Source organism: Leucobacter alluvii (assembly GCF_039530485.1).
GTDB lineage: Bacteria > Actinomycetota > Actinomycetes > Actinomycetales > Microbacteriaceae > Leucobacter > Leucobacter alluvii.
The window spans coordinates 109,270-127,039 of record NZ_BAAAOP010000004.1 but is presented as its reverse complement, the minus strand read 5'-3'; the positions used below and the strand labels follow the sequence as shown (position 1 = coordinate 127,039).

The window sequence follows — 17,770 nt, the reverse complement described above, 5'->3', positions numbered from 1 at the left end:
ACTGCCCGGCACGGGCGGCGCCCTACGGCACGCGGCGGATCCACTCCTCCGTCAAGAACTTCTTCTCGACCAGCCGCTCGGCGGCATCCCACTCGCCCTCGGTGACCTCGCCATCGGTGCCTCCGTGCCGGCGCTTGAAGACCTCGATCATGCGCTCGATGATCTCTTCGCGCGGCAGACCGGTCTGGCTTCGCAGCGGATCGACGCGCTTCTCAGCGCTCGCGGTTCCCTTGTCGGAGAGCTTCTCGCGACCGATGCGCAGCACCTGCGTCATGGCTTCGGCATCCATGTCGTACGCCATGGTCACGTGGTGCAGCACGGCGCCCGACCCGAGGCGCTTCTGCGCCGCGCCGCCGATCTTGCCCTGGGGGCTCGTGATGTCGTTGAGCGGCTTGTACACCGCGTCGATGCCGAGCGACTTCAGCGCCTCGAGCACCCATTCGTCGAGGTACGCGTACGAGTCGGCGAAGCTCATGCCCCGCACGAGCTCTCCCGGGACGTAGAGCGCGTACGTGATGCAGGCCTCCGGCTCCATGTACATGGCGCCCCCACCCGAGATGCGGCGCACGATCTGCGCGTGGCGCGCCGCGGCCTGCTCCTCGTCGACCTCGTTCTTCACCGACTGGAAGCTGCCGATGAACACGGCGGGGGCGTTCCACTCCCAGATGCGCAGGGTCGGCCCACGAAGCCCCTCGCCGACGGCTGCGGTGAGCACCTCGTCGAGCGCGGCGTTCAGCACGGGGGCGATGGGCGGTTCGTGCACGATCTGCCAGTCGTAGTCGCGCCAGTGCGCGGCGCCGGTGACGGCGCGGCGGATCGCCACCCCGACCGAGTCGGGCGTGAACCCGAGCAGGTGCACCTCGCTCGGGAGCGCCTGATGGATGGCGGTCGAGAACTCCTCGATCGTGCCGTTCGGGTGGTGCCCCTCGATCGCCTCGTTGATGCACCCGAGCGCATCATCGGGTTCCAGGAAGAAGTCGCCGGAGAGGCGGAAGTCGGTGATGCGATCGTCGACGACCTCGAAATCGACGACGACCAGCTTGCCGCCAGGAACCTTGTACTCGCCGTGCATGCTCATGACTTCAGAGTACGCCCGCGCGGAGCGCAGCGACACTGCGGCTTCGGCGATCAGTCGCTCGCGACGCGCTCCTGGATCCAGGTCGCGATGTCGGCGAACACCTCGTCGCGGTTCGTCTCGTTCAAGATTTCGTGCCGGGCGTCGGCGTAGACCTTGACGGTCACGTCGCGCACGCCCTTCGCCCGATAGGCATCGGCGAGCAGGCGGATGCCGTCACCGCGACTCAGCGGATCGTGCGATCCGGAGACGATGAGGATCGGCACGTCAGGCGCGAGGCCGGATGCCGGCTTCCCGAACAGGCGAAGGCCGTCGGCGACGCCGAAGAGTCGCAGGATGTCGGCTTCGAAGCACAGGGGATCGTTCGCGAACGCCGCGGAGACCGCGGCGTCGCGGCTGAGCCACTCGAACCCGTTGGCCTCGGGAGAGGCCCACTTCGCGTTGAGATTGCCGCTCTCCATGTGGCGGAAGGTGCGGAACGCCGAGCCCGAGAGCACCACCGCGTCCCACGTGCGCGGGTGCTCGTTCATGATGCGCTGGGCCATGAGCGAACCCCAGGAGTGCGCGAAGGCGACGAGGGGCAGGCCGGGGTGGCGCTCGCGGGCGATCTCGGCCAGTCGGCGCACCGCTGCTTCTGCGGCGAGGAGCCCGCCGACCCCGAGCCGGCCCAGTCGGGAGAGATCGCCCTCGTGCTGGCGGCGTCCCGTCTCGCCGTGCCCGCGGTGGTCGTCGGCGACGACGGTGAACCCGATGTCGGCGAGGAAGCGCGCGAACGCCTCATAGCGCAGCGCGTGCTCCCCGATGCCGTGAGAGATCTGCACGACGCCGACCGGTTCGGCCGCGCGCCACTCGTAGCAGCGGATCTCGACACCGTGTGCGTCGACGAAGTCGAACTCGACGCGCTCTCCCGTGATGCTCATCTGCCCATTCTGCTGTCTCGTCGGTGCCCGCGCCAGGGAGCGCGCTGAACGCGCGTCGGAGTCACGAGCCGTCGCCGACGCCCCACCCGTACGCGAGCTTGTGCGCCTTCAGCACGAAGAAGGACTCGGTCGAGACGACGCCGGGCACCTGCTGCAGGGTGCTGAACATGAGGTCGGTGTAGTGCTCGATGTCGCGGCACACCACCTCGACCATCACGTCGAAACCGCCGCTGGTGAGCACGACGTAGCTGGTCTCGGGGAGTGCTGCGAGCGCCTCGCACACCCCGGGCGCGGTGCCCGCCTCGCACTTGATGCCGATGAGTGCGAGGCGGTCGAATCCGATGTTCAGCGGATTGGCGATGCCGACGATCTGGAAGAGCCCGCTGTCCTGCAGGCGCTGCACCCGGTAGCGCACGGACGACGCGGAGACGCCGAGATCCTGGGCGAGGCTGCTGAAGGGCGTACGGCCGTCGACCTGGAGCGCGGCGATGAGCTTGCGATCCAGCTCGTCGAGATCGAGGTGGGCTGCGGCGTGTTCGCGCTCCGTCATTGGGGCCTCCTCGGCTGATCGACGACGGAACCAGTCTATTGATGCGAGGATCAGCCGGCCGTCGCCACCTCGCCGTCGACGACGGTGAGCACCGCCGAAGCTCCGAGCAGCAGTTCGGGGGCCTCGACCAGGGGATTGGCCGCCCAGACGACGAAGTTGGCGCGGTAGCCCGGGACGATGCTGCCGAGCTCGTCGTCGCGTCCGGTCGCGTACGCGGTTCCGACGGTGAAGGCCTCGAGGGCCTGCGGCGGGGTGAAGACGCGCTCGGGCTGGTAGGGCGCGCGATCGCGCTCGAGCACCGACTGCGCGGTGAGCGCGATGAACAGATTGTCGGCCGCCTCGTGCGGAGCGGTCGGCGCGTCGGTGCCGAGGGCGAGTCGCACGCCGGCTTCGCGGAACTTGTGCCAGGGGAACCCGGTGACGGCGCGCTCGTCTCCGAGCACCGCCTGCCAGTTGTCGAGCACGGCGGGATCGCAGTGCACGGGCTGCATCGAGGCGGTGACTCCCAGTTCGGCCATGCGTGCAATGGTGTCGTCGGCGACGTATTCGAGATGCTCCACCCGCGAGCGGCGGTCTGCGCGAGGGCCGTTGACGCGTTCGGCTTCGGCGACCATGTCGAGCGCGATGGTGCTCGCCTCGTCGCCGATGGCGTGGAGGGCGAACTGCAGGCCGGCCGCGTCTGCCGCGACGGCGACGGGCAGCGCGAATTCGCGCTCCCAGATCGGACCGGGGAGCGCGCCGTTCGCGTACGGTGCCCGCATCGCGGCGGTGCAGGCATCGATGACGCCGTCGAGAATGAACTTCACGCCCGCGATGCGCAGCCACTGGTCGCCGTACTTCTCGGCGACCTCGTCGCGGATCCGCGCGACCTCTGCGATCTCGGCGAGGTCGGTGTCGAGATCGCCCGATGCGGTGAGCAGCCAGTGCGCGTTCACGGGGAAGGGCAACCGCCCGTCGCGGTCGAGGAGGCGGCCGTAGGTCGCGAGTTCGGCGTGGCCGAACGACATCTCCGTCGCCCCGGTGACGCCGGTCTCGAGATATGCGGTGAATGCGTTGTCGAGGAAGCGGTCGCGGTCAGCATCGGTCGACATCGTCTCCAGGTAGCTCCAGGCGTACTTGACCGCTGCGGTCTCGAGCAGGAAGCCGGTCGCGTCGCCGTCCGCATCGCGCACGATCTCGCCGCCGACCGGGTCGGGCGTCTCGCGGGTGATGCCCATCGCGTCGAGTGCCGCCGTGTTCACCCAGACGGAGTGCAAATCGTTCGCGTCGAGCACGACGGGCACGTCGGCTACGACGGCGTCGAGCATCGCCGCGGTGGGGCGCTCGCCCTCGGCGAAGATGTCGAAGCGCCAGCTCACTCCGGTGAGCTTGATCGCTTCGGGGTCCGCCTCGCGAGCGGCGGCCAAGCGGCGCTGCACTTCGGCCACGGAATCGGCGTCGCGCAATTGGACCTTGCCGAGCGCTTCACCCAGCATGAGCATGTGCGCGTGGCCCTCGGTGATCCCGGGGGTGACGAAGGATCCCGCGAGGTCGATCTCACGGGCGTCGGGGCCGGCTGCGGCGCGCACCGTATCGAGGTCGCCGACGGCGAGGAAGCGGTTGCCGGCGACCGCGAAGCTCTCCAGCGGGGCGCGGTCTGCCGGTCCGGTGAAGACGACGGCGTTGCGGTAGACGGTGGTGGGGGCCGACATGAGGGGCTCGCTTTCGGTGCTGGTGCTGGTGCTGGTGCTGGGTGCCGAGTCCTGGGTGCTCGGCGGCTGGGGCTGGGTGCTCAGTGGACGGGCTCGGCGGCGCGCGCCGCCGAGCGGGCGAGCGCGCGCTCGGCTCCGGTCGATACGCGAGCGACGAACACCATCGGAAGGATCACCACGAAGCTGACGATACCGGTGATGAGCGTGAACGGGCCGATGCCGAGACCTTCGATGAGCACGCCGCCGATGAGCGGTGCGAAGCTGGAGCCGACGAGGTAGGCCCCGAGCAGTGGCCCCGACCAGCGGCCGCGGGCATCGAGGCCGGCTGCCGTGGCGATGAACAGGGCGAAGGCGAAGGCGTAGATCGAGCTCACCGCGATGATCAGCACGGCGAAGGTGGCGGGGTCGGCCGTGAGACCGGTCCAGATCTTGAGCACCCCGCCGATCGCGAGCGCGATGGTCAGGGGCCAGGCGCGTCCGAAGCGGTTGCCGATCACCGCGGCGATCAGCATGCCGAGGATCCCGCCTGCGGCGGAGAGGCTCAGCGTGAAACCGAGCGACTGCTCGCCGATGGCGAGCGCGTCGCCGAGTACCGGGGCCATCGTCCAGATCGCGTCTTCGCTCGTGCCCCAGATCGGGAAGAGGAAGAGGATCGCGACGCCCGCGAGCGTGATGCGTCGGGGCTCGGCGATCTGCAGGCTCTGCGTCACGTCGACGGGCGCCGCGTGCTCGGGCGCGTTCGGCAGCCACACCGCGAGTGCGAGCCCGACGAGGGAGATCAGTGCGAGCGTGCCGAACACGCTGCCCTGGGTGATGCCGATCAGGGGGATCACCGCGAGGATCACGGTGATGAGTGCTCGGTTGACGAGACCGCTCGTCGCGGAGATGCGATTCGGGTTGCGCAGCGCCGCGATGGCGGCGCCCGATGTCGAGATCGCCGCGCCGACGCCTGCGCCGCCGACGATGAGGCCGGTGACGATGACCGTCGATGACGGCACGAGCGCGGCGGCGCCGAAGGCGACCACGGCGACGATGAGCCCGGTGATGGCGAGCGGGCGGCGGAGTCGGCCGGAGGCGATGCGGCCGGTGCCGAGGCCGACGACGGCGGAGGCGAGCAGCGCCCAGGTGAGGATGTTGCCGGAGGCGACGGGGTCGAAGCCGAGGCTGCCGAGCGCGGTGATGATGAACGGTGCGAGGTTCGCCATCATCAGGCTGGCGAGTGCGATGAGGAAGGTCGCGCTGCCGTTGCGGAGGGTCAGCGGGAGCCGGGGATCGGCGTCGATCTGCGTGCGTGACACGGGAACTCGTTTCTCCGGCTGCGTCGCCGGGTGGATGCGTTAACCGAATTGGTTTCGGTTTAACCGCAACCATGTTCTCCCCGTGTGGGAGGATCTGTCAATACGGACCTGCAGTGCACCGGCATTGCGCGGCGACGGGAGAGGGAGACGTGGCGCGACCGACGACCGCACGACTCAGCCGGGAGATCATCGGGCGCGCAGCGATCGAGCTCGCCGAATCCGGTCGCGAACTCCAGCTGGTGCCGCTCGCGAAGAGGCTCGGGGTGAGCGTGTCGTCGCTGTATCACCACGTCGACGGACGCGACGGCGTGATCAGGGCGATGCGCGAAGTGCTCGTGCCCCGGTACCTCGTGGACGTGCCTGCGGGGTCTGGTTGGGAGCAGCGCATTCGCCTCGAGGTGGAGTGCACCTGGCGCATGTACGCCGATCATCCGCGGGTGCTCCAGTACATGGTCACCTCCGTCATCGACGAGCCGGACGTGATGCGCTTCTACAACGCGCTCGCCGACGCGCTCGCCGAAGCGGGCCTCCCGGCGGGCGAGCTGCTCACCACGATCGAGGTGATCGACGCCTTCACCTTCGGAGCGGCGCTCGACACGCTCTCACCCGACTCGATCCTCGATGCCGCGAGCGCCGGTGAGGTGCTCAGCGGGTTGCTCGCGAAGCACCCAGCGGGTGCCGAACGCAATCGACGACTGTTCGACCGCGGGCTCGATCTGCTGCTCGCGGGAATCGCCGCGCGCGTGGGGGCGTCGCGCTGACCGGTGCGCTGCCCGAGGCGCCGCGGCGAGCCGCGAGGCCCCGTTCGCCGGCCTTGAGCGAGTCGGGACCGCGACGTACGCTGGAGCCCATCGAGGTGCTCGCAGGGGAGTGCCGGGATGCCGAGTGGGGGGAGTCGCCGTGTCGATGCGAAGACGTGCCGCCCGGTGCGCAGGCGGAACCGCGGTGGCAGGGGTGCTGCTGGTCCTCCTCACCGCATGCGTGCCGAGCCTGAACACCCCCGATGCTCCCGACGCTCCCGATGCCCGCGACGATGCAGCTGATTCCGCCCTCGCCTCCGAAGTGCTCGGAACGTGGGCGGGGCAGGCCGAGGGAGATGCCGCTCCGGAGCTGACGTTCGTCGACGACGGCACCTTCTCGGGCACCGACGGCTGCAATCGTCTCGCCGGCCGGTGGGAGGCCGACGATGCGGAGATCGAGTTCGACGACGTCGCGATCACCCAGATGGCATGCAGCGGTTTCACGTCGTGGCTCGACCGTCTCGACACGGCTTCGGTGAGCGGGAACACGCTGACGGTGTTCGACGATCCGGGCGCTGAGATCGGCACCCTGACCAGAAGCTGAGGCGCTAACCCCGCCGCCTCAGGCCTGTCGGGCGAGCTCGTGGTAGGCGCCCCGGTAGAAGAGCAGAGGGTCGCTCTCGACCCCGGTCGAGATCCCGGAGACGGAGACGAGGAAGATCAGGTGATCACCGGCTTCGATCTCCTGCTCGACCGCTCCCGCGACCCAGCCGAGTGCGCCCGCGAGCACCGGCGCGCCATTGATCTCAGACGGGGCCCACTCGACGCCCGCCCATTTGTCGGTCCCCGAGCGCGCGAACTGCCCGCTCAAGTCCCGTTGCTGCGCGCCCAGGACGTTCACGACGAGACTGCCGTGCGCGCGCACAGCAGTGAGGCTCCTCGAGGTTCGCGCGATGGAGAAGGAGATGAGCGGCGGGTCGATGGACACGCTGGTGAATGATTGGCACGTGAAGCCGACCGGGCCCTCGGCGCTCTGGGTCGTGATGACGGTGATGCCGGAGGCGAAGGCGCCCATGGCATCGCGGAACTCACGCTGGCCGAATGGTGCGGCGGGGGGAGGTGAGGCGGAGGCGAGCGCGGCGGGGATGAGCGCGGAAGTGGTCGCAGAGCTCATGCGTCGACCTCCGATCGTGCCGGTGCGGAAGGCAGCCACCGGCCCTCCGACTCCAGCCAGGCGTCGAGAATCACGTCGCGGCGATCGAAGTGCGGCGTCGGGAACGCGAGCCCGCGCGTCGGCACGCTCGCTCCGAGCTCCACCAGCAGGGGGCGGAGCGTGAATTCGACGGCGAGCGCGTGCTCATCGGAGGCGGTGGTGAAGACCGGGACGGCCGTGACGCCCCGGAGCGCGTTCGCCGGGTAGCGGTCGAGGAATGCCTTCAGGAGCCCCGTGTAGCTGGCCTTGTAGGTCGGTGTGGCGATGATCGCGTAGTCGGAGGCGCGCAGCTGGGCGCTGATGGCGTCGACGCGCGCTGCGGGCCAGGCGAAGAGGTCGGTCGCGTGATCGATCAGATCGACGGTGGGCAGGGTGTCGGCGCCGGTGCGGGCGGCGATGCGTGATGCGAGGGCTTCGGCGAGTTGCCGGGTGCGCGAGTGCGGCTTCGGGTTGCCGACGATGACGGAGAGGGTGGACACATCGTTCCCTTCGGGAGGGCAGCGGCGCGCGAACGGCCTGTGCCGAGGGGCGCGGCTGCGCGGCGGGGGCGGGCGGGGGCCGCGCGGCACCACCGCTGCTATGGGCGGGCGGTCGTGATCCACGGTGAGATGTCGCGGAGTCGCCTCGGGATCTCATCCCGGGAGCTGCTGCTCAGTGTAGGTCGGTCTTCACGTCGCTCGGCGAGTGCAGCGCAACAGTGCGTAATGGTCATCGTTCGTCATGTTCCTTCCCCGATCGCGATTTCGCGCCATAAGCTCACCGCATGTCTTCCATAATCGAACCCAATCAAACTGGGGCACCCTTCACCGTCGGCATCGCGCTCGACGGCGCCGGTTGGCACCCCGCCGCCTGGCGCGACGGCAGCGCGCGACCCGACGAGCTCTTCTCCGCCGCCTACTGGGAGCAGCTGGTCGGCATCGCCGAAGCCGCCGGAGCCGACTACGTCACGTTCGCAGACGAGCTGCGGGTGCAGCCGGCGACCGGATCCCCGGCGCACGTCGATCCCACCGTCGTCCAGGGGCGTCTCGACGCGCTGCTCACGGCGAGCTGGATCGCACCGCGCACGCACCGGATCGGGCTCATCCCGACGGTGACCACGACGCACACCGAACCGTTCCACGTTGCGACTGCGCTGCAAACGCTCGACCACATCTCGGCGGGCCGCGCCGGGTGGCAACTGCGCATCTCAGCCGACTCGGAATCGGCTGCAGCCTTCGGGCGCAGGCCAGCGCCCCGCGTCGATACCGCAGCGGTCCTCGCCGGAGAGCGGGACGCCGGGCTGGCAGAGCTCGTGTCCGGTGCGGCCGATGCCGCGGAGGTCGCGCGGCAGCTCTGGGACAGCTGGGAGGCCGACGCGGTCATCCGCGACGCATCGACGGGCCGGTACCTGGACCGCGACCGCGTGCACCGCATCAACTTCGTCGGCGAGGAGTTCTCGGTCGTCGGCCCTTCGATCGTGCCGCGCTCGCCGCAGGGTCAGATCGTGGTCACGCTGCTGGCGCACGCCACGCCGGTGTACGAGCTCGCAGCGCGGGCGGCCGATGTCGTATTCGTCGCACCCGAGCACGACGCACGCCCGGCGGGCGCATCCTCCGGCACGGACGTCGCCGAGATCGTCGCCGAGGTGCGCGCGGCCGAAGCGGCGGTCGATCGTGCGACGCTCGGGTTGCCGCCGCTGCGCATCGTCGCAGACCTCGTCGTGGCGCTCGACACCCCTGCTGAACCGGGCGCGCATCGCATCGCACGTCTCGACGATCTCGCCGGAGCCCCGTTCAAGAGCGACGCGCGCGTCGAGAGCGGCCCCCCGACGCACATCGCCGAGACCATCGACCGATGGCGCGCCGCAGGCATCGACGGAGTGCGCCTCCGACCCGCAGCACTGCCGCTCGACCTGCAGCTCATCGCCGCAGAACTGCTGCCGCTCCTGCGGGCGCGGGGACTCGCGAGCCCGGAGACGCAGGAGACGGTCTCCCTCCGCGAGCGATTCGGGCTCGCCCCCGCCCCGAACCGATACGAACGAGAGCGCACCGCACAGGAGGTCGCAGCATGAGCGCACGACAGGCACGACTCGTCGCCCATTTTCCCGGCGTCAACAGCACGACGGTGTGGAGCGACCCCGCCTCCGGCAGCCAGATCGACTTCGCCTCGTTCCAGCATTTCGCGCAGACGGCGGAGCGCGGGCTGTTCGACTACGTCTTCCTGGCCGAAGGGCTCCGCCTGCGCGAGCACGGCGGCGAGATCCACGATCTCGATGTCGCCGGCAGACCCGCGACCCTCGCGATCCTGGCCGCAATGGCATCGGTGACGCGGAGCATCGGGGTCGTCGGCACCCTCTCCAGCACGTTCAACGAGCCCTACGAGCTCGCGCGGCAGCTCGCCACCATCGATCATCTCTCCGGCGGCAGGGTCGGATGGAACGTCGTCACCTCGTCCGACGCCTTCCACGGGGAGAACTTCCGCCGCGGCGGGTATCTCCCGTACGACGAGCGCTACACCCGAGCTGAGGAGTTCGTCGCACTCGCCAAGCGCCTGTGGGAGTCGTGGGAGCCGGGCGCCGTGCTCGCCGACCGAGCGGCGGGGCGCTTCGTCGACCCGCACCGCGTGCACGAGGTCGCCCACCGCGGCCGGCAGTTCGACGTCTCCGCGACGAGCACCGTGCCGCGGAGCCCGCAGGGCTTCCCCGTGATCGTGCAGGCCGGAGACTCCCCAGCCGGCCGTGACTTCGCGGCGGCCAACGCCGAGATCATCTTCTCCCGGCACACCGGGTTCGACGAGGGTCAGGCGTTCTACCGCGATGTGAAGGGTCGACTGCCGGCGTCGGGGCGCACAGAGGACTCGCTGCTGATTCTGCCCGCGGCGACGTTCGCGATCGGCGACAGCGATGCCGACGCTCGGGAGATCTCTCGGGAGATCGGCTTCGCGCAGACGTCTCCGCAGACCGCGGTCGCCTGGATCGAGGCGATCTGGGGTCGAGAGCTCCCCGGGCTCGACCCGGACGGACCGCTTCCGTCGGTCGAACCCGCGGAGGGCAATCAGCGCCTCGGTCAGGTCTCCACGAGAGTCGAGGATCGCGTCGCCCGCGCTGCGGCCCTGCGGGATCGGGCGGCGACCGAGGGGCTGACGCTCCGACAGCTCGTCGCCGCCGAGACAGCGTCTCATACCTTCGTCGGTTCGCCCGAGACGATCGCGGCGGAGATCGACCGCTACGTGCAGGGGCGCGCATCCGACGGGTTCGTGCTCGTGCCGCACCTGACTCCGGGCGGCCTCGACCCGTTCGTCGACCGAGTCGTGCCCGTGCTGCAGGAGCGCGGCGTGCTCCGCGACCGGTACGAGACCGACGCCGAGACCGGTGCGCCCGTCACCCTGCGGCGCACGCTCGGGTTGCCGCAGCCTCCCGCGGCGGCGGCACCGGTGCGCCGGGACGAGGTCGCGGCATGACCGCGGCTCCTCCGTCGCTCGCGACCTCGGCGGCTGGGGGCGCGACGGCGGATCGCGAGGCATTCGAAGTGCGCATCGTGCACCCGTCGGATCCGCTCGCCCAGCCGCTGCTCGCCGACCTGGAGCGCGAGTACGACGCGCGGTACGGCGTCGAGGTGTTCGGCGAGCCTGCGGCGGTCGAGATGAATCGGTACCCGCTCGGCGCCTTCGCGGCCCCGAACGGTGCGTTCATCGTGCTGCTGCTCGATGGCGAGCCCGTCTCCGGCGGTGCGTGCATGCGATACGACGAGCGCACGGCGGAGTTCAAGCGCGTGTGGACCCGTACGGACCTCCGCGGGCGCGGGCTCGCGCGGCGCGTGCTGAGCGCGCTCGAGCAGGAGGCGGGTCGCCTCGGCTATCAGCGGGTCACGCTCACGACGGGGCCGCGCCAGCCCGAGGCGGTCGCGCTCTACCTCAGGGCCGGGTACACACCGCTCTTCGACCAGGCGCTCGACGCAGCGACGATCGGCATCCACGCATTCGAGAAGACGCTTCCGCCGATCGTCGGCCGAGCGGCGCCCGTGGCGCAGGGCATCACCGGGATCGCACCGGCACCACTCACTCCCACCGCGCAGAAGGACCCATCATGACCGCAACACTCGAGACCCCGACGACCGAGGCGGCGGACCGCGCTGCGCAGCCGCACCAGCTCGACGTCGTACCGCTGCGCCACTGGTGGCGCTGGGCGTTCAGCGCTGTCGCCGTGTTCCTGCTCGCGCAGCTCATCTGGACGTTCTTCTCCAACCCCCAATGGCGGTGGAGCGTCTTCGCCGAGTACTTCTTCAACGACGCCGTGCTGCGCGGCCTCTGGCTCACCCTCTGGCTCACCGCCGTCTCCGCCGTCGTCGGCTTCGCGCTCGGCGGGATCCTCGCCCTCGGCAGGCTCTCGGGATCTGCGCTGCTGAGCTCGTTCGCCTGGGGGTTCATCTGGTTCTTCCGCTCGGTTCCGCTGGTCGTGCAACTGGTCATCTGGTACAACCTCGGGTACCTGTTCCCGACGCTCGGCATCGGCTGGCCGTTCACATACGACTTCTTCGTCGTCGAGTTCGACACCGTGCGGCTGCTGTCGGGATCAGTCGCGGCGATCCTCGGTCTCTCGCTGCACCAGGCGGCCTACTCAGCGGAGATCATCCGCGGCGGGCTCCTCTCCGTCGATCAGGGCCAGCTCGAAGCGGCACGCGCGCTCGGCATCCCGCGTGCTCGTCGCTTCTTCCGCATCGTGCTGCCCCAGGCGGCGCGAGCGATCCTCCCGAACGCCTTCAACGAGGTGATCGGCCTGCTCAAGGGAACATCGGTCGTCTTCGTCGTCGCTCTGCCAGAACTCTTCTACACGGTCCAGGTCATCTACAACCGGAACCAGCAGGTGGTGCCGCTGCTGCTCGTCGCCGCGGTCTGGTACACGATCTTCACCACGGTGCTCAGCATTGTGCAGTACTACATCGAGCGCCGGTTCTCCCGCGGCACCGCCCGAGAACTGCCCCCGACCCCGCTGCAGCGCCTGCGCCGCAAGATCACGGCGCTCTCGGGCGGCCGATCCCACGGCCCTCGCGAGCGCGCCGCTCGAAACGGTCGGACCATCGCGACGACCGGCCCCGTGTCCACCCACTCCGTCGCGGCGATCACCGCGCACGCCCAGTAGGAGCATCGCATGACTCTCACCACCGAAGCCTCGTCGGCGGCCCCTTCCGAACGGAGCGGCCTCGTCGAGATCAGCGGCGTCCACAAGTCGTATGGAGCCAACGAGGTGCTGCACGACATCTCCCTCCGCGTCGAACCCGGGCAGGTGGTGAGCCTGCTCGGCCCCTCCGGCTCGGGCAAATCGACGCTGCTGCGAGCGATCAACCACCTCGAGACGATCGACGGGGGCGCCATCACCATCGACGGCGAGTACATCGGGTACGAGCGGCGCGGCGGCAAGCTGCACGAGCTCCACGAGAAATACGTGCTCGAGCGCCGCACCCGCGTCGGCATGGTGTTCCAGAACTTCAACCTCTTTCCGCACCTCACCGCGCTCGAGAACATCATCGAAGCCCCCATCGGCCTGAAGCGGGCCGGGCGGCGTGAGGCGATCGCGCAGGCCGAGGTGCTGCTCCAGCGGGTGGGGCTCGCGGATCGCGCCGACCACTATCCTCGCCAGCTCTCGGGCGGCCAGCAGCAGCGCGTGGCGATCGCCCGTGCGCTGGCGCTCGAGCCCGACGTGCTGCTGTTCGACGAGCCCACCAGTGCGCTCGACCCGGAACTGGTGGCCGAGGTGCTCCGTGTGATCCGGGACCTCGCCCACAGCGGCACCACACTCATCATCGTCACCCACGAGATCGGATTCGCCGCAGAGGTCTCCGACCATGTCGTATTCCTCGACGCGGGTCGCGTCATCGAGGCGGGCACTCCGCAGCAGGTGCTGCGGGCACCCGAGCAGGCGCGCACGCAGGAGTTCCTCGACTGGGTCATCTGACTCGAGCCCGCTCACGACGAGTCGGCCGCCGCGACGCCGTCGCCGCTCCATCCGCCCATCCGCTCTGCATCCACCGCATCACGATTACGAAGGACGTCACCCATGCCCACGATCCCCACACCCTCCGCTCCCGCGCCGCGCCTCCGCTCCCGCGTCGCGCTCGTCTCGCTCGCCGTGCTCGCGCTCGCCGGTCTCACCTCCTGCGGCGCGGTCGTGACGGAGGAGGAGCAGGCGAACGCCGCTCCCGGCAGCGCGGCAGATGCAGCGCCCGCCGGCGACTCCCCATTCGACCTGACCAGCGCGAGCGTCGACGAGCGCCTGCGCATCGATCCCGTGCCAGAGGCGGTTGCCGCACTGGAGGCGAGCGGGTTCGATCCGATCCAGGAGGGCAAGCTGACCGTCGCTCATTCCGCGTACGAGGCACCACTCGGATTCCTGGCCGAGGACGACAACGCGACCCTCCTCGGCATCGAGCCCGACATCGCGAACCTCGTCGCCGACGGGCTCGGCCTCGAGTACGCGCCCGAGAACGTCGCGTGGGCGGACTGGCCGCTCGGCGTCGAGTCGGGCAAGTACGACGTCGTCGTCTCGAACGTGACCGTCACCGAAGAGCGGAAAGACCTGTTCGACTTCGCGACGCACCGCAACGACGTGCTCGCGTTCTCCGTCGCCGCCGACAGCGAGATCGAGGAGATCGCCGAGGCGAAGGATGTCGCCGGACTCACCGTCGTCGTCGGCAGCGGGACGAACCAGGAGAAGATTCTGCTCGACTGGTTCGCGGAGAACGAGCGGAACGGACTCGAACCGGGCGAAGCCGTGTACTACGACGACAACGCCGCAGGCCAGCTGGCGCTCGTATCCGGTCGGGTCGACGCCATTTTCGGGCCGAATCCGACCGCGTCCTACGTCGCCGCGGTGAGCGGTGAATCGAAGGTCGTCGGCACGCTCAACGGAGGGTTTCCCGAGAACGCCCAGATCGGCGTGACCACGGCTCGCGACAACGGGCTCATCGAACCCGTCTCGATCGTGCTGAACGCGATCATCGAGGACGGCACGTACGCGAAAGCCCTCGAACGCTGGGACCTCTCGGACGAGGCCGTCGCCGAGTCTCTCGTCAACCCTCCCGGCCTGCCGCGCCCGTGACCGAGCGCCGCTCCCGTTTCCGCACCCAGCACTCGGTGCCGCGATCCCGCCGCGCCGCATCCGATGGAGATCACATGACCGCCAGTCGCCACCGTTCCCCGCAGCACCACCGTTCCCTCCGGCGCGGTGCGGCCCTGCTCGCCGCGCTCGCAGCGACCGCCTGCGCCCTCACCGCATGCTCGGCGCTCGTGACCGACGATGAGCAGCGCCGGGGCGCGAGCACCGAATCGACCGCACCTGCTTCCGAAGCCGCCTTCGACCTCACCACCTCGAACCTCGACACCCGCCCGCACACGGACCCTGTTCCGCAGGCCGTCGAGGCCCTCGCCGCCAGCGGCTTCGAGCCGGCGCAGGCGGGGAAGCTCACCGTCGCGATTCTCGGCGCGGGATCCCCGCCCACCTCCTTCTTCGCAGAGGACGACGCGCAGACCATCATCGGCAGCGATCCCGATTTCGGATCCCTGCTCGCCGAGGGGCTCGATCTCGCATACGCGCCCGAGAACGTCGCGTGGGCCGATTGGCCGCTCGGCGTCGAATCGGGCAAGTACGACCTCGCCCTCATCAACATCGGCGTGACCGAGGAGCGGAAGGAGCTCTTCGACTTCGCCACCTATCGCGACGCCGTCATGGCGTTCACCGTGGCGGAGGACTCCGAGGTGACCGAGATCGCGGAGCCGGCCGACGTCTCCGGGATCAAGGTGATCGTGGGCAGCGGGACGAACCAGGAGCAGTACCTGCTCGACTGGTTCGTCCAGAACGAGGAGGCGGGCATCGACCCCGGCGAAGCCGTCTACTACGACGACTCGGCAGCGGGGCTGCTCGCGCTCACCTCGGGCCGCGCCGACGCGAGCATCGAGCCCTACGCGCTGGCCGCCTTCCGGGAGCAGACGCTCGGAGACACGCGCATCGTCGGCGCATTCAACAGTGCCTATCCCGTCGACGGGCAGATCGGCGCCGTGACCGCGAAGGGCAGCGGGCTCGTCGAACCGGTGCAGCTCGTCTTCGCGTCCCTCATCGAGAACGGGCAGTACGACGCGGTGCTCGAGCGCTGGGGGCAGGAGGACGAGGCGATCGCCGAGTCGCTCATCAATCCGCCCGGGCTGCCGAAGCCGTGAGCGACGGGTGGGAGGCCGGCGGAGCGGATCCGGTCGTCGTCGTATGCGTGGGGGCCGGCCCCGCGGCGATCATGCTGCTCGAGCGCCTCATCGCGAACCACGAGCGGGATCGCCCCGGGCTGCCGATCGAGCTGCACCTCGTCGATCCGCACCACCCGGGCGGCGGCCGCATCTGGCGGCGCGATCAGTCGCCGCTGCTCAAACTCAACTCCATGCTCGAAGACGTCGCCTGCTTCACCGACCCCTCCTGCACCCTCGACGGGCCGGTCGCCCCCGGGCTCTCGCTCGCCGAATGGGTGCGGAGCGTGCGCGCAGGCGAGATCCCGATGCCCGAATGGGCCGACGAGGCCGTCGAACGGGAGATCCGTGAGATCGAGGCGCGCGACTTCCCCACTCGACGGCTGAACAGCGCCTACCTCGGATGGGTGTACGAGGAGACGCTGCGTCGCGCGTCCGACCGCTTCACGGTCGAATGGCATCGAGACATCGCTGTCGCGGTCGAGGATCACCAGGACTCCGAGTCGGACCGGTCATCCGTGCACCTCGCATCCGGCGCAGCACTCGACGCCGACATCCTGGTCTACGCACTCGGGCACAACGGCACCGAGCCCTCCTCGGAGTCGAAGCGCCTCGCCGGTTTCGCCCGGCGGAACGGGCTCGAGTACGTGGCGCCCGCGTTCACCGCCGACCTCTCCCTCGACCACCTCCGAGCGGGCACCGATGTGATCGTTCGGGGCATGGGGCTCGCCGCCGTCGACCTGATCGTCATGCTCACGAGCGGACGCGGCGGCCGCTTCTTCGAGAACGCTCGCGGCGCATTGCAGTACGCCCCGAGCGGCCGCGAGCCGGTGCTGCATCTCGGCTCGCGCCGCGGTGTGCCCTACCGGTCGAAGATCACGAGCCGCATGGTCGGCGATGCCACCGTGCTCGAATACGTCGGGGCCGAGTTTCGCGCTGCCGTCGAGCACCGTGACGAGCCGCTCGACTTCGAGCGCGACGTCTGGCCGCTCGTCGCCAACGAGTTGATCACCGGGTACTACCGAGAGCTGTTCACCGGTCACGCCGAGCGCGTCGTCGGCGACTGGGCGGCGTTCTGGCCGCTCCTGCGCGCGGCACTCGCCCGCGACGGCGGCTACGCCTCAGCAGAACTCGCCGAACTCATCGCGACGCATGTGCCCGACTGCGATGATCGCTTCGATCTCGAAGCCTTCGAGCGTCCGCTCGCCTTCGCGCCAGCGGGCCGCGAGCCGCAGCCGCCCGGTCGTCCCGATGAGCGCACGCCGAGCGGCGACGTGCACCACCGCGTCGTCGAGCACGTCAGCACCGATCTGCGACACCGCACCGCTCAGCGGCACAGCGCCACCCAGGCCCTCTTCATGACCGGCCTGCACGTCTACATCTCGCTCGCCGAGATTCCCCCCGAGCGGTGGAACGCTCGAAGTCGCACACAGCTGCTCCCGCGCCGCTGGCATGCCACATTCAGCTATCTCGCCTCCGGGCCTCCGGGCCACCGGCTCGCAGAGCTCCTCGCCCTCGCCGACGCCGGGGTCGTGCGCTTTCTCGGGGGCGAGCTGCAGGTGAGCGCCGATGAAGACGGCGGGGCGTTCACGGCGACCGGCACCGCCGTGGTGAGCGAGACCGCGGTCGCGAGTGCGAGCATCACCGCGAGCACCCTGATCGACGCCTGGCTGCCCGAGGCTCGAGCGTCGCGCAGCGACAACCCCCTGCTGCGGCAGCTGGTGGCGTCTGGGCGCGTCTCCGAGCTCACCGTGGCCGACGCCGGCGCCGACGCCGTGGCCGACGCCGACGGCGCATCGACCACGGGGCAGATCGAGACCGGACCAGGCGGACGCATCCCCGGCCGAACCAGACAGTTCGGGCTGGGTCCGTTCGTCGCCGGACCGACCGGGGGAGCGTTCACCCGGCCCGGGCTCGACTCGCTGCCGTTCCGCATCCACGACCGGGTGGCGCGCGCGATCCTCGCCGAAGTCGCCGAAGTCGCCGAAGTCGCCGAAGTCGCCGATGTCGCGGAGCAGCGCGCCGTGTCGCACGACGGCCGGTTCGCAGCGACGCACCGCTGATTGCCGCGAGACACC

General features: G+C 69.9%; 17 protein-coding genes. 10 read left to right on the top strand and 7 right to left on the bottom strand.

The window, feature by feature from the left end:
• Positions 1 to 22 precede the first annotated feature (22 nt).
• From lplAB to ABFX18_RS03985, 5 genes are all read right to left on the bottom strand, one after another.
• Entirely contained in the window at positions 23 to 1,072 is a 1,050-nt protein-coding gene (lplAB, locus tag ABFX18_RS04005) for a lipoate-protein ligase LplAB (protein WP_200331105.1), read from the bottom strand.
• Between the two features lie 56 nt (positions 1,073 to 1,128).
• Complete coding sequence (locus ABFX18_RS04000) at positions 1,129 to 1,995, bottom strand: alpha/beta fold hydrolase (protein WP_346057474.1); 867 nt, start codon at positions 1,993 to 1,995, stop codon at positions 1,129 to 1,131.
• A gap of 61 nt (positions 1,996 to 2,056) precedes the next feature.
• Positions 2,057 to 2,545 carry an Lrp/AsnC family transcriptional regulator gene (locus tag ABFX18_RS03995; protein WP_090146003.1) on the bottom strand — a complete coding sequence of 163 codons (489 nt, stop codon included), beginning with the start codon at positions 2,543 to 2,545 and terminating at the stop codon, positions 2,057 to 2,059.
• A gap of 50 nt (positions 2,546 to 2,595) precedes the next feature.
• The gene (locus ABFX18_RS03990) at positions 2,596 to 4,236 is read right to left on the bottom strand and encodes an amidohydrolase (protein WP_346057473.1); all 1,641 of its coding nucleotides are present in this window, start codon (positions 4,234 to 4,236) and stop codon (positions 2,596 to 2,598) included.
• A gap of 80 nt (positions 4,237 to 4,316) precedes the next feature.
• Positions 4,317 to 5,534, bottom strand: coding sequence for an MFS transporter (locus ABFX18_RS03985; RefSeq protein ID WP_346057472.1), 1,218 nt, complete (start codon positions 5,532 to 5,534; stop codon positions 4,317 to 4,319).
• Between the two features lie 149 nt (positions 5,535 to 5,683).
• Here ABFX18_RS03985 and ABFX18_RS03980 point away from each other — a divergent pair, with 149 nt between their 5' ends.
• Positions 5,684 to 6,295 (top strand): TetR/AcrR family transcriptional regulator C-terminal domain-containing protein, encoded by a 612-nt coding sequence (locus tag ABFX18_RS03980; RefSeq protein ID WP_346057471.1) that lies wholly within the window; start codon positions 5,684 to 5,686, stop codon positions 6,293 to 6,295.
• A 184-nt stretch (positions 6,296 to 6,479) separates the two neighbouring features.
• On the top strand, positions 6,480 to 6,878 hold the full coding sequence (locus ABFX18_RS03975) for an META domain-containing protein (protein WP_346057470.1): 399 nt from the start codon (positions 6,480 to 6,482) through the stop codon (positions 6,876 to 6,878).
• A gap of 18 nt (positions 6,879 to 6,896) precedes the next feature.
• On the opposite strand, the gene ABFX18_RS03970 is transcribed toward ABFX18_RS03975, so the two are convergent.
• Positions 6,897 to 7,448, bottom strand: coding sequence for a flavin reductase family protein (locus tag ABFX18_RS03970; RefSeq protein ID WP_346057469.1), 552 nt, complete (start codon positions 7,446 to 7,448; stop codon positions 6,897 to 6,899).
• Complete coding sequence (locus ABFX18_RS03965; RefSeq protein WP_336662352.1) at positions 7,445 to 7,966, bottom strand: NADPH-dependent FMN reductase; 522 nt, start codon at positions 7,964 to 7,966, stop codon at positions 7,445 to 7,447. The genes ABFX18_RS03970 and ABFX18_RS03965 overlap by 4 nt, the downstream gene beginning before the upstream one ends.
• A 284-nt stretch (positions 7,967 to 8,250) precedes the next feature.
• Here ABFX18_RS03965 and ABFX18_RS03960 point away from each other — a divergent pair, with 284 nt between their 5' ends.
• From ABFX18_RS03960 to ABFX18_RS03925, 8 genes are all read left to right on the top strand, one after another.
• A complete protein-coding gene (locus tag ABFX18_RS03960) occupies positions 8,251 to 9,537 on the top strand; it encodes an LLM class flavin-dependent oxidoreductase (RefSeq protein WP_346057468.1) in 1,287 nt (428 codons plus the stop codon).
• On the top strand, positions 9,534 to 10,925 hold the full coding sequence (locus tag ABFX18_RS03955) for an NtaA/DmoA family FMN-dependent monooxygenase (RefSeq protein WP_346057467.1): 1,392 nt from the start codon (positions 9,534 to 9,536) through the stop codon (positions 10,923 to 10,925). The genes ABFX18_RS03960 and ABFX18_RS03955 overlap by 4 nt, the downstream gene beginning before the upstream one ends.
• Positions 10,922 to 11,554, top strand: coding sequence for a GNAT family N-acetyltransferase (locus tag ABFX18_RS03950; RefSeq protein ID WP_346057466.1), 633 nt, complete (start codon positions 10,922 to 10,924; stop codon positions 11,552 to 11,554). Before ABFX18_RS03955 ends, ABFX18_RS03950 begins: the two co-directional genes overlap by 4 nt.
• Complete coding sequence (locus ABFX18_RS03945) at positions 11,551 to 12,603, top strand: amino acid ABC transporter permease (RefSeq protein ID WP_090146021.1); 1,053 nt, start codon at positions 11,551 to 11,553, stop codon at positions 12,601 to 12,603. The genes ABFX18_RS03950 and ABFX18_RS03945 overlap by 4 nt, the downstream gene beginning before the upstream one ends.
• 9 nt (positions 12,604 to 12,612) lie before the next feature.
• On the top strand, positions 12,613 to 13,416 hold the full coding sequence (locus tag ABFX18_RS03940) for an ATP-binding cassette domain-containing protein (protein ID WP_090146024.1): 804 nt from the start codon (positions 12,613 to 12,615) through the stop codon (positions 13,414 to 13,416).
• A 102-nt stretch (positions 13,417 to 13,518) separates the two neighbouring features.
• Positions 13,519 to 14,559: an ABC transporter substrate-binding protein gene (locus tag ABFX18_RS03935; protein WP_336662354.1), complete on the top strand. Its 1,041-nt coding sequence runs from the start codon at positions 13,519 to 13,521 to the stop codon at positions 14,557 to 14,559.
• Between the two features lie 74 nt (positions 14,560 to 14,633).
• The gene (locus ABFX18_RS03930) at positions 14,634 to 15,674 is read left to right on the top strand and encodes a transporter substrate-binding domain-containing protein (RefSeq protein ID WP_346057465.1); all 1,041 of its coding nucleotides are present in this window, start codon (positions 14,634 to 14,636) and stop codon (positions 15,672 to 15,674) included.
• Complete coding sequence (locus tag ABFX18_RS03925; protein ID WP_346057464.1) at positions 15,671 to 17,755, top strand: FAD/NAD(P)-binding protein; 2,085 nt, start codon at positions 15,671 to 15,673, stop codon at positions 17,753 to 17,755. The genes ABFX18_RS03930 and ABFX18_RS03925 overlap by 4 nt, the downstream gene beginning before the upstream one ends.
• Positions 17,756 to 17,770: the final 15 nt, after the last annotated feature.

Bases quoted from the DNA above. Each gene is read 5' to 3' on its own strand.
- ABFX18_RS03935 (WP_336662354.1), top strand. From the start codon at position 13,519: ATGCCCACGATCCCCACACCCTCCGCTCCCGCGCCGCGCCTCCGCTCC.
- ABFX18_RS03945 (WP_090146021.1), top strand. From the start codon at position 11,551: ATGACCGCAACACTCGAGACCCCGACGACCGAGGCGGCGGACCGCGCT.
- lplAB (WP_200331105.1), bottom strand. From the start codon at position 1,072: ATGCACGGCGAGTACAAGGTTCCTGGCGGCAAGCTGGTCGTCGTCGAT.
- ABFX18_RS03990 (WP_346057473.1), bottom strand. From the start codon at position 4,236: ATGTCGGCCCCCACCACCGTCTACCGCAACGCCGTCGTCTTCACCGGA.
- ABFX18_RS03995 (WP_090146003.1), bottom strand. From the start codon at position 2,545: ATGACGGAGCGCGAACACGCCGCAGCCCACCTCGATCTCGACGAGCTG.
- ABFX18_RS04000 (WP_346057474.1), bottom strand. From the start codon at position 1,995: ATGAGCATCACGGGAGAGCGCGTCGAGTTCGACTTCGTCGACGCACAC.
- ABFX18_RS03960 (WP_346057468.1), top strand. From the start codon at position 8,251: ATGTCTTCCATAATCGAACCCAATCAAACTGGGGCACCCTTCACCGTC.
- ABFX18_RS03930 (WP_346057465.1), top strand. From the start codon at position 14,634: ATGACCGCCAGTCGCCACCGTTCCCCGCAGCACCACCGTTCCCTCCGG.
- ABFX18_RS03940 (WP_090146024.1), top strand. From the start codon at position 12,613: ATGACTCTCACCACCGAAGCCTCGTCGGCGGCCCCTTCCGAACGGAGC.
- ABFX18_RS03970 (WP_346057469.1), bottom strand. From the start codon at position 7,448: ATGAGCTCTGCGACCACTTCCGCGCTCATCCCCGCCGCGCTCGCCTCC.
- ABFX18_RS03955 (WP_346057467.1), top strand. From the start codon at position 9,534: ATGAGCGCACGACAGGCACGACTCGTCGCCCATTTTCCCGGCGTCAAC.
- ABFX18_RS03950 (WP_346057466.1), top strand. From the start codon at position 10,922: ATGACCGCGGCTCCTCCGTCGCTCGCGACCTCGGCGGCTGGGGGCGCG.